The organism is Dankookia sp. P2, assembly GCF_050632255.1.
In the GTDB taxonomy this organism is placed as follows: Bacteria; Pseudomonadota; Alphaproteobacteria; order Acetobacterales; family Acetobacteraceae; genus Paracraurococcus.
Map to the genome: position 1 here is coordinate 4,653,173 of NZ_CP192581.1, position 10,108 is coordinate 4,663,280.

At 66.6% G+C, this 10,108-nt stretch carries 15 protein-coding genes and 2 pseudogenes; 10 read left to right on the forward strand and 7 right to left on the reverse strand.

Annotation, left to right across the window (positions count from 1 at the left end):
• Positions 1–237: 237 nt before the first annotated feature.
• The 10 genes and pseudogenes from ACQ86J_RS27545 to ACQ86J_RS27590 form a co-directional block, all read left to right on the forward strand.
• Complete coding sequence (locus ACQ86J_RS27545) at positions 238–1,590, forward strand: GAF domain-containing protein (RefSeq protein ID WP_431268048.1); 1,353 nt, start codon at positions 238–240, stop codon at positions 1,588–1,590.
• Positions 1,515–1,802 carry a hypothetical protein gene (locus ACQ86J_RS27550; RefSeq protein WP_431268049.1) on the forward strand — a complete coding sequence of 96 codons (288 nt, stop codon included), beginning with the start codon at positions 1,515–1,517 and terminating at the stop codon, positions 1,800–1,802. Before ACQ86J_RS27545 ends, ACQ86J_RS27550 begins: the two co-directional genes overlap by 76 nt.
• Positions 1,803–1,875: 73 nt before the next feature.
• Entirely contained in the window at positions 1,876–2,757 is an 882-nt protein-coding gene (locus ACQ86J_RS27555) for a sensor histidine kinase (RefSeq protein ID WP_431268050.1), read from the forward strand.
• Positions 2,697–2,885 (forward strand): response regulator, encoded by a 189-nt coding sequence (locus ACQ86J_RS27560; protein WP_431268051.1) that lies wholly within the window; start codon positions 2,697–2,699, stop codon positions 2,883–2,885. Before ACQ86J_RS27555 ends, ACQ86J_RS27560 begins: the two co-directional genes overlap by 61 nt.
• Positions 2,827–2,985: a hypothetical protein gene (locus ACQ86J_RS27565; RefSeq protein ID WP_431272752.1), complete on the forward strand. Its 159-nt coding sequence runs from the start codon at positions 2,827–2,829 to the stop codon at positions 2,983–2,985. Before ACQ86J_RS27560 ends, ACQ86J_RS27565 begins: the two co-directional genes overlap by 59 nt.
• A gap of 117 nt (positions 2,986–3,102) precedes the next feature.
• On the forward strand, positions 3,103–3,324 hold the full coding sequence (locus ACQ86J_RS27570) for a hypothetical protein (RefSeq protein WP_431268052.1): 222 nt from the start codon (positions 3,103–3,105) through the stop codon (positions 3,322–3,324).
• Positions 3,325–3,616: 292 nt separating this feature from the next.
• Positions 3,617–3,694 (forward strand): annotated as a pseudogene (locus tag ACQ86J_RS27575) (hypothetical protein); the annotation flags it as partial.
• Between the two features lie 142 nt (positions 3,695–3,836).
• Positions 3,837–4,148, forward strand: a complete 312-nt coding sequence (locus ACQ86J_RS27580) for an HWE histidine kinase domain-containing protein (RefSeq protein ID WP_431268053.1) — start codon at positions 3,837–3,839, stop codon at positions 4,146–4,148.
• A 156-nt stretch (positions 4,149–4,304) separates the two neighbouring features.
• Positions 4,305–4,454, forward strand: coding sequence for a hypothetical protein (locus ACQ86J_RS27585; protein WP_431268054.1), 150 nt, complete (start codon positions 4,305–4,307; stop codon positions 4,452–4,454).
• Positions 4,455–4,645: 191 nt separating this feature from the next.
• Positions 4,646–4,753: pseudogene (locus ACQ86J_RS27590) on the forward strand (hypothetical protein); the annotation flags it as partial.
• A gap of 47 nt (positions 4,754–4,800) precedes the next feature.
• Here the strand turns inward: ACQ86J_RS27590 and ACQ86J_RS27595 are convergent.
• From ACQ86J_RS27595 to ACQ86J_RS27625, 7 genes are all read right to left on the reverse strand, one after another.
• Complete coding sequence (locus ACQ86J_RS27595; protein WP_431268055.1) at positions 4,801–5,163, reverse strand: OmpA family protein; 363 nt, start codon at positions 5,161–5,163, stop codon at positions 4,801–4,803.
• 106 nt (positions 5,164–5,269) lie between these two features.
• On the reverse strand, positions 5,270–5,596 hold the full coding sequence (locus tag ACQ86J_RS27600; RefSeq protein ID WP_431268056.1) for an outer membrane protein: 327 nt from the start codon (positions 5,594–5,596) through the stop codon (positions 5,270–5,272).
• Positions 5,593–6,960: a hypothetical protein gene (locus tag ACQ86J_RS27605; RefSeq protein ID WP_431268057.1), complete on the reverse strand. Its 1,368-nt coding sequence runs from the start codon at positions 6,958–6,960 to the stop codon at positions 5,593–5,595. Before ACQ86J_RS27605 ends, ACQ86J_RS27600 begins: the two co-directional genes overlap by 4 nt.
• 353 nt (positions 6,961–7,313) lie before the next feature.
• Positions 7,314–7,685, reverse strand: coding sequence for a hypothetical protein (locus tag ACQ86J_RS27610; RefSeq protein WP_431268058.1), 372 nt, complete (start codon positions 7,683–7,685; stop codon positions 7,314–7,316).
• A 219-nt stretch (positions 7,686–7,904) separates the two neighbouring features.
• On the reverse strand, positions 7,905–8,540 hold the full coding sequence (locus ACQ86J_RS27615) for a DUF1214 domain-containing protein (protein WP_431268059.1): 636 nt from the start codon (positions 8,538–8,540) through the stop codon (positions 7,905–7,907).
• Entirely contained in the window at positions 8,462–9,403 is a 942-nt protein-coding gene (locus tag ACQ86J_RS27620; protein WP_431268060.1) for a DUF1254 domain-containing protein, read from the reverse strand. Before ACQ86J_RS27620 ends, ACQ86J_RS27615 begins: the two co-directional genes overlap by 79 nt.
• 450 nt (positions 9,404–9,853) lie before the next feature.
• The gene (locus ACQ86J_RS27625) at positions 9,854–9,979 is read right to left on the reverse strand and encodes a hypothetical protein (protein WP_431268061.1); all 126 of its coding nucleotides are present in this window, start codon (positions 9,977–9,979) and stop codon (positions 9,854–9,856) included.
• Positions 9,980–10,108 lie beyond the last annotated feature (129 nt).

The following is a 10,108-nucleotide window of genomic DNA, read 5'->3' on the forward strand; positions in this document are numbered from 1 at the left end:
CTCGGGCTGACGCCAAAGCACGGTGCGTCACTCCATGCGCGCCACAAAGCGAAGCGTGAAGACATATGGTCTGAGTGTTCTTACTTGCTCAAAGATCCGGAGCTTCGTACCGGATGATGCGGCTGCGCTTGCCCCATGCGCAGCCGAGGCCTTTGCCGTCTTCGCTGCGCACGTGTCCGCACAATGTCCGCCGCATCTTCAGATCCCGTCCGCGCCGATCCCTTTGCCGTGACATCCATGAATCACACCACGCCCGTTGCCGATCCGATTGCAGGATGCGATCGCGAGCCCATCCACATCCCCGGTAACATCCAGCCGCACGGTCTCCTGCTCGCATTCCTCACAAGCCGTCTTGTTCTTACCCACGTCAGCGCCAACGCCCGGATAGCGCTCTCGACCGAGATTGCCAGAGCCTTTGGACGGCCGGTCGAGCAGGTTCTTGCTGGAACATCGATCGAGGCGATGCGCGACGGTCTGCACCGTCTGCCGGAGACTGGCCCGATGCAACTCGGCCGCTTCCGTGCAGCCTCCGGCACGACGTTCCAGGCCATTGGGCATCGCTCGCCCGACGGCCACGCCATACTCGAGTTCGAGGCAGAGGCCGAGGAGGATGGGCCGGAGGCGCAGGCCACACTCGAAGCGCTCTACCCCGGCGTCCGCGACGCCTTTGCCCGGCTTGGGCGCGCCACATCAATCGAGGTGCTGGCCTCCACTGCCGCCGCGGCAGTGCGGCGCATCACCGGCTTCGACCGGGTGCTCGTCTACCGTTTTGAGGAGAATTGGGACGGCACTGTGGTCGCCGAGGACGGCAACGAGCGGCTGCCCTCCTACCTCAACCTGCACTTTCCAGCCTCTGACATCCCGGTGCAGGCACGGCGGCTGTACGAGGTAAACCCGCAGCGTCTCATCGCCGACGCGGACTACGCGCCGGTGCCGATCCTGCCGGCGCGTCCCGACGAGCCTCCTCTCGATCTCACCTTCGCGGGCCTGCGCAGCGTCTCGCCCGTGCACCTCGACTACATGCGCAACATGGGTACGCCGGCCTCGATGTCGGTCTCCATTCTGCGAGGCGATGGCCAATTATGGGGACTGGTTTCCTGTCACCACGCAGTACCGCGCCGGGTGCCCTTCGCGGCCCGGAACGCCTGCGACCTCGTGGCGCAGATGTTCGCCGTCCGTGTCGCGGCCCGCGAGGAGATGGCCCATGTCGAGGCACGCGCCCGTCTAAAGGGCCTGGAGGGACGCCTGCTCGCGCGTATGGCGGCAGCACCCGGGCGACTGGAGGACGGTCTCCTCGCGGTGCCGGCGGACCTGCTCCACCTGACGGGGCCGCCGGCGCCGCGGTACTCAACCGAAGGCGGCTGCGCCCTCGCCGGGGCAACACCGGCCGAGGCTGAGGTGCGTCACATCGCAAAGTGGCTTGGTGGACGGCGGACAGAGGAGATTTTCCAGACCAACTGCTTGCTCGGAGTTGCGGCCCGGGGGCCGAGGCCATCGCCGACACCGCGAGCGGGGTGCTGGCGATACCGGTCTCCACGCTGCACCCGAGCTTCGTGTTATGGTTCCGCCCGGAGGTGGTCCGCACCGTGACCTGGGGCGGCGACCCACGCAAGCCGGCTGAGCCCGCTGCCGACCGATTGCACCCGCGCCGCTCCTTCGCAGCCTGGGCCGAAACGGTGCGCTTGCGTTCGGCACCCTGGAGCGCCGCCGAGGTCGAGGCGGCGCGCGACCTGCATACCGCGATCGTCGGCGTCGTGCTGCGCGGTGCCGAGGAGCGGGCGGAGCTTCACCGACCGACTTGAGCGGGTTAACAAAGAGCTGGCCGCGTTCTCCTATTCGGTTTCTCACGACCTGCGTGCCCCGTTCCGCCACATCGTGGGCTTCGCCGAGCTGCTGCGGGAGAGCGAAGGCGAAAGGCTCAGCGAGCGGGGACGACGGTATGTCGGCACCATCGCCGAGGCAGCGGAGACTGCTGGACGCCTCGTGGATGCGTTGCTGAACTTCTCGCAGATGGGCCGCACGGCGCTAGTCCCGGTCGGGTTAGACCCGACGGCTCTGGTGCTGGAGGTGCGCCGGGCGCTGGCGCCGGAGCAGGCCGGGCGGCACGTCGAGTGGAGGGTCGCGCCGATGCCTACCGTCTCGGCCGATCCAACAATGCTGCGGCAGGTGTTCCAGAACCTGCTCTCGAATGCGATCAAGTACTCGCGCGGCCGGAACCCGGCCGTGATTGAGGTCGACTGCGAGGCTACTGACGGCGAGTTCGTCTTCAGCGTGCGGGACAACGGTGCCGGCTTTGACATGACATACGCCCATAAGCTTTTCGGTGTGTTCCAGCGGCTGCACCGTGCAGAGGAGTTCGAGGGTGTGGGCATCGGTCTGGCCAACGTGCAGCGCATTGTCGAGCGGCACGGTGGTCGGATCTGGGCCGAGGGCAGGCTCGGCGAGGGCGCAGCCTTCCACTCTCGCTCCCGCGGCATGATGCGCTCGGGCCGGAGGCATTCTGACATGGCGCAGTTGAGGCCCGTCCTGCTGGTTGAGGACAGCCCGAATGATGTTGAGCTTCACACTGGCCGCGTTGGAGCGGAAGCCGCCTGGCCAACCCGGTGGTGGTCGCGCGTGACGGCGTCGAAGCGTTGGACATTCTGTTTCGCCGCGGCAATGCATCAGCGGGGCAGGTCGCGCAGTATCTGCCTGCGGTGGTCCTGTTGGACATCAAGCTACCTCGGGTGGACGGCCTTGAGGTGCTGGAACAGATAAGGAAGGAGCCGAGGACGCGGCACATCCCCGTAGTGATGCTGACCTCTTCGCGCGAGGAGCAGGACCTCCTTGCGGAGCTACGGGCTCGGCGTCAACGCTTTCGTGGTCAAGCCCGTCGGACACCGTGAGTTCTTCGAGGCCATTCGCGATATCGGCGCCTTTTGGGCGGTGCTGAACGAGCCGCACCCGGGCCTTCCAGAAGTCCCCGACGCTGGCAGCGAAGCATGACGGCTTTGCTCGGCTCGGCGACGCGTCGAACCGGCGGCCTGTCACATCCTGCACCTCGAGGACAGCCCAATCGACGCCGAGCGTGGTCGCCGCACACTTGGCCCGGTCAGGCTTCGCGTGCACGATTCGCGTCGTGGCCGAACGAGAGACCTACGTCGCCGCACTAGACGAGGGCTGCTCGACCTGATCCTGGCCGACTACGTGAGCTTCCGAACTTCGACGGTCTCACGGCCCTGGAACTGGCCCGCGAGCGCGCGGCCTGAGGCGCCCTTCATCTTTGTGTCCGGTACGCTGGGCGAGGAGGCGGCGGTGGAGGCCGTGAAGCGGGGGCGCTACTGACTATGTGGTCAAACAGCGGCTCACGCGTCTGCCGATTGCGGTTGGGCGAGCCATGGCCGAGACGCGCGCTCGGGCCGGACAACACAAGGCGCTCGTGGCGCTGCGAGAGAGCTGAAGCCCGGCTGCGCTTGGCGCTGCAGGCTGGGCGGCTCGGCGCTTGGGAACTCGACCTCCGCAGCCGCGTACTCGCCGCTTCGTCCACCTGCCTGGCCAACTTCGGCAGGGCACCAGACACGCCCCTTCACCTACGACGACCTCTTGTGCCGCGGTCCATCCGGACGACCGAGAGCGGATGCAGGTGGCCGTTCATGCGCTCTGTCGCAGAGGGCTCAGACTACGACATCACGAGTACCGGGCGATAGGGCCCGACGGCGCGGTGCGCTGGGTGCATATTCGCGGTCGGCCAGAGCACGCCGCGGACGGGACGCCCTCTGGGCGATGGCCGGGGTCTCGCTCGACATTGACACGAGCGGAAGACAGCAGAGGAGCGGCAGGCGCTGCTGTCGCGCGAGGTGGACCACCGCGCCAAGAATGCGCTGGCAGTAGTCCAGGCGGCGCTGCGGCTGACGAGGGCGGCGGACCTGCCGAGCTATGTCCGTGCAATCGAAGGCCGGGTGGCCGCCCTCGCACGGGCGCAGACGTTGTTGGCCGAGGACCGCTGGACGGGCTCAGATCTGCGGAACATTGCTGAAGGGCGAGCTGCGCGCCCCTTCTTGGCGGCAACGCAGCACGCGGGGTGCTGGACGGACCGGAGGTATCGCTGCCAGCGAGGGCGACACAACCCCTGGCAATGGCAGTGCACGAGCTGGCCACCAACGCTGTGAAGTATGGTGCTCTGTCAGTGGCGGACGGGTGCGTGTCGGTGTCCTGGACCATCGTGCCGAAGCCGAGCTGGGTCGGCGCAGCTGCAGCTGCGCTGGGTAGAGGCCGGAGGACCGCCGATAGCCGGTGCACCAAGCCGGCGCGGATTTGGGGGGCGGGTGCTGGACGGCACCGTGCGGGCGCAGCTTGGCGGCAAGGTGTCGCTCGCCTGGGAGACCGCTGGTCTGGTGTGCAGCATAGAGGTGCCACTCGGGTCGATAGCTGATCTGTCTGGAGCCGCCATCGGGCGCGATCACAAGGGCAAGTAGCCGAACCACACTGAAATGCAGGGCCGCTTCGCGGCCACTAAACCGCTTGACGTCCTCATGGCTGGCTGATGCGGTGGACGGTCCCTGCTTCACGGCACCGCTCACCGTTTCCCCGGACAGCGCCGTTCCACCCCTTCATGCCGGGGGTCATCTGCGCATTCTGCAAAGCCTATCGGATGGTGTTCCTCACCATGGAAGATAGCCTCCGGGCGGAAATCTTCGAGCGGCTGCGTGGCGGGCAGATCGATGTTGCCTTCCTGCGCGTCTCCGATGCAGCACCAGAGGCGTTCGTGGCGCATCCTTTGCTGGAAGACCTGATAATGGCCGCACTGCCGGGCGGGCATCCTCAGGCACCCGGCAGCCTGCTCACAGACTCTAGCGGAGCACGATCTCGACGCGGCGATCTCTGCGGCTCGCGCACGCCGTCGGCAGTCGGCACCAGCGGGCGACTCTCGCCGAAGGCGGTGACACTGATCTCGGACCGCGCGATACCCTGCCGCACCAGCTTCGCCGCCACCGCTTCGCCACGGCGCTGCGACAGGCGCTGGTTGTAGGCCGGCGTGCCGGAGCGGTCGGCATGGCCGGCCACTTCGATGCGGGTGGTCTGCACGCGGCGGGCATTCTGCGCCGCCTCGCTGACGATTTCTCGCGCGCGGGTGGTCAGGTCGGCGCGGTCCCAGTCGAAGAAGACCAGATAAGTGCGTGCCAAGGCCGGCGCCGGTGCCGGCGCCGCTGCGACGACGGGCGGCGGTGGTGGTACCCGACCGGAATTCAGCGCAGGCCAACCATCAGGGCGTAGTTGAGATTGTCCGCCTTCACGTCGCCCGAGGCAATCTGCCTGGCCGGCGTGATCGTGCTGACGCTCGTCGTGAACTTGGTCTGACCGGCGTGCCGAAGAAGCGGAAATCCGTGGTCACGGCGAGGCCTGGAACAGAATCGATGGGGAAGGCAGCGCCGACCATCACCTGATAGGCAAAGTTGAACTGCGTGTCTCCGTTGGAGTCGATGGCGAGGTTGGCCGGAATGGAGCGGCTCTTGGTGGAGCCCCATTGCGTCCACGCCATTCCGATGCCGGCGCCGACATAGGGCACGACCCAAGGCGTACCCGGAATCTCGAAGTCATAGAGCAGGTTGACCATCAAGCCATAGGTCTGCTGCTCTCCCCAGATTGTTCGTAAGGCCACTGCTGCCGAGTGCACCAAAGCTCTTTGATCTTGTTGGATGTCATCTCCCAGCGGTAGCTGAACTCGCCTTCCCGCACGCAGACCGTTGCCGGAAGCCCCAGCCGAGGCTGCCGGACGTGGCGATGCCGGTATCGAAGGACACCTTGCCGCCGGGAGCCGCGAAGCCGCGTTGACGGAGTGCGGCAGTGATCGAGCCAGACTGGTTGAGGTCGCTCTCCGGCACCCATTGGCCCCGACGCCGGCACCAATGTAGAGGCCGGTGACGGCATCGCGTTCCATCCGGTCTGCGCCTGGGCAGGGGCTGCAGCCAGGACACCGCCGCTGAGCGCCGTCACCAGCAGGAGCGAAAGGCGTAGCGTCCGGCTCTGTGGACCCGCGAAAGGCGAGAAATGGCTGGACATGGCGGATGGTTCTCCTTCGTCCTGAAGTGCGAGACTTCGTAAGCTGACAGGGATGGAAATGCTGCCCGAGAAGCGGCGCGCTGCAGCCGCGCCATGCCGCTCTCGTGGTGTGCCGGCAGCTGGGGAGCAGAGACATGGGCCCGACATTGGCATCAGAACCGGAAGGGACGCGGCCAGGAACGGGCCGTTGAAGCCGAGATCGAGGCTGATGCTGCCGCTCTTTTTGTCGACGCTCAGGTATCGCCAACCGGCGCGCAGGGTGGCCTGGTCGGTCAACTCGTAGTCGAGCGAGCCGATTGCCTGCCAGGTCAGCCGGGATCCGGTATCGAAGCCGCCGATATCGGCATAGGCGGTCACGCCAAAGCGGGGCGAGAGCATCGCATGATAGCGGGTCGCCACCAGCGGATCGGACCAGCTCACCGAGCTTCTTCCTGAATCACCCCTGGCTCCGAGGCCGGGACTGAGCGAGACCTTGTTGTTGAAGTTCCAGATCCGGGCACCGGCCCCCACATCGATGCTCTGGTGCGGTTCCTCAAAAATCCTGAACAGGCCGAGCAGATTTCCGACCGTGCTGGTGACACGGGTATGTCCGCCCTGCCAAAGCACGTCATGCGTGTTGAGGTCCTGCTGCAGGGCTGCGTAGAAGAAGTCGCCGACGACCGAGAACCGCCCGTAGCGCGCTTCGCCTGCGATCATGGCGGGGACGGCGTCGAGGTCGCTGACTACGGTGCCGCTGCTGACGCCGAAGCTCTTATCCCCTACGCGTGGCAGCGGCGTGCGCAACGTGCCGCTCAATGACGGCAGCCAAGCATAGGGCGTGACGTAAAATGCCCAGCCCGGCTGCGGTCCGGATTGCGCGTGGGCAGCACTTGCGAGTGTAGCCAGGATAACCGTCAGGACAAGAAGCCGATGCAAGCGCATGGCGCGACATCCTCATCGGCCGATCAGTCGTGGCGCGGCCTCTTTTTGCGAGGCTGAAGCTACACGACGGAAAGGAATGCACCGTGCCGAAAGACTATCCGATTTCGGCACCTGTTCGTTGCGCTCGCACAGAAGTCAGTTGATGGTGCTGCTGAGAAGGAACGCACTGCGGGCAATCCGAACGACGGCTTTGGCAGCAAGCGGCCTTTCACACTTCCAGTCGAGGACTGCCCTGATCGCCAAAAGTCATGCCAGCACCTTAGGGGCGTGCGCGGAAGTTTTCATCCTGGGCAGGAAGCCAGCGGGGCGACCGCCGTGTCACCACCGGTCCTCGCCCCCGCCGACAGCCCGCGCTACTTCATGGAAATGACCATGGCGTCGCCGCCGAGGCTGAGCATCAGCCCTTGGCGCCGGGCCTTGAGGTGCATGATCACGCCGGTCTCGTTTTGTAGCCAGAGGTCGCCGCCGCTCGCCGAGCCAAGGGCGAAGCCGTAGCGAGCTTGGCCGTAGGCGCCAGGGAATTGCGCGAGGTCACGCAAGTTGTAGACCTCGCCATGTGCGTCAATCGTCGAGACGCCGATCCCGCCGATGCCGGCGCCGGCGATGCTGAAGGGGTAGCTGCGTCCGCGGTAGTACAGCGTGCCGCGCCCTTCGCTCCCGCTACCGATATAGGCTGCCTGGAACTTCGTCCATGCGGACCATAGCGTCCGGGGTCTTGCCGGCAACCGTCTGGGGCCCGACCTGGACATTGCTTTGGCACCCTCCGAACGCCAGCATCAGGGCAAGGGACACCACGCCGGCAAACATCCGGCGGCGCGAGGGTGCATCAGGCATACTTTCTTCTCCTGGGTTGGCGCCGAAGCGCGTTGGGCGGCTGCGGGGCGCCGTCGTAGGTGACGCCCCAGCGGAACATCGCCATGGGCCGGAGAGCCGCCGCCCGGAGCCTATCGCTCGTGCCGGCCTATTCGGGTGGATTCCTGCTCGATAAGGTGTCTCGCCCGCTGATGTCGGAATGCTGGGCCTGTGCTTCCAAATCGGCAGACTGGTGCATGGGGCAGGCCAGGAATCCCGCAGGTCGTGCCCGCCGCACACACAGGACATGGAGCACGCAGCACGGCAGGCGCAACCACGTACCTTAGGGCATGCGCATCGCCCCCCGGAGCCTCGCGGGGCGCCTCCGCAAGCTGCACGGGCGGTGGCGTCCAGCGGCCGTCCAGTGCCGGCGCGAGCGGTGCGTATAGCCGAAGCGTCAGATTGAAGGGACCGTCGGGCGCCGGCAGCCAATTGGCCTTCCGCTCCCCGCCAGGGTCGGCATGCTGGATCAGCAACTCGATCGTCCCATCCGCATCCCGGACAAGCGGGTCGCGGTCGCCGATGGCGAAGCGATTGATTGGGTTCGCCACCTGGAAACCCTGCGCGTCATAGAGGGTGAGCGACCAGAAGGCGCCGACCGGCGGCTCCTGACCGCGCAGGAAACGCATGAGGTACCGGCTCTGCCCTGTCAGTGCCCGCCCGTCGCCGGACACCTGGGTGATTGGATAGATGGCGTCCTCGGGCAGGTTAGCGCCGAGGCCGAGCATGGCGACTGCGGCCCGGCGCAGGTAGTCGGTACCGTAGACGCCCATGCCGTTCGCCGAGATACAGCCAGCCATTCTTGACGGCGCCGAGACTGGGCACGCTCGCCGCCAAGTGGCGGACTCCTTCGCGTCCTGCCCGTTCCAGCGACGCGCGCAGGGCAGGCGGGGCCGCGTTGGGGTCGAACCCCGCGCCCTGCCGCAGCCCGGATGCGCGCCATGCGCGCCAGAATCGGTTGGTCATAGGCGCCTGGCGGGTTTGCCTTCAGCAGCTTGGCGCCGAGAGTGAAGTAGTCCATCGGTGACATGCGGTTCACCTGCTCCGACGGCGGCGTGCGCATGTCCACGGCGGGGTCCACCGTCCCGGTCACCGGGGCAGGCGGCTGGCCCCACCGGCTCAGCGGCGCGAGGCGATAACCATCCTGCTGACGATGCACCGTCGCGTAGTCGCCCGCGCCGTTGGTCTGGGTCCGCCCGATGATCCAGGCGCGCGAGGTCGGCGCCTGGATCGGCCTGATGCCGTTGGGCAGGCTGCCGCTCCAGCCCGGCGGTAGGATAGCGAAATGCGCTTCGCCGGTCCCGGTGGTGCGCGTGCCGGGCGATGCGAAGACATTCGTCCACATGTCGAGCATCGGCATCAGGTAGTAGCGGCCCTGACCCGCGCCGACATCTGGCACGGAGAGCACAATTGGCTCCCGCACTAGGTCCAGCCATGCGACGGAATAGAGCGTGTCGAAATTAGGCCGCACGACGTCGCGGAAGTCGGCCGGCGGAAATTCCCGGATATGCAGGAAGCTGTTCGCCGGCCCGCGGCCGAAATGCTCGCCCGGGCGAGCGTAGTTGGTAGACTGCCGGCGCGTCAGCTCCATGGTGATCAGAGGATAGAAGTAAGCGTATGCCTCCAGCCCGATCGCATGGGCGAGGTCTTCGGTGATCTGGCTCGTAGCAGCCGCCGGCGCCGGGGCGGGTGGCTGCGGGACGGCTCCCTGCGCGGAAGCTTCCCGCCAAGCAAAGGACCAGTGCCGGCGCGGCGAGAAGAGTGATTGCCGCTTGGCGCCGTGTCGGTGCTTTCGTCATGCTTCGCTCCTTCATGTGCTCGCAGCACGGCACGTCGACGTCCTTGGACCGTCGGTGCGGCCCGTTCCACCCGACCCTGTCTCCACCTGGATCTGGACCGGTGCCTGCACCGCCCGAGTCGAGGCGCATCACATGCATGCATCTGTCAGGGCCGGGGACGAGCGTCAGTCCTGCACCGGGCCGTTCACTCATCCCACTCGCAGATCGGGATGCGGCGCTCGCTGGTCGCCTAGTTCAGCGCATCAGAACCAGCTCGACTTGGCCTTCTCGACCGATACGGCCACCGCATCGCTGACGACAGCCGTGACGGTGTCGCCAATCCTGACCTGCGACAGCATGGCGACCCGCGCTGGATCGGTGACGTGCATGGTGTAAACGCCGCCGCCGCCGGGCGTGATGACGTCGATGGAGTTGGACGCCGGATGGATTCCGACGACGGTTGCGCTGATCTCGCATTAGCGCCACAGCCAAGCCACCCGGGGCCGTCGCATTCTGAT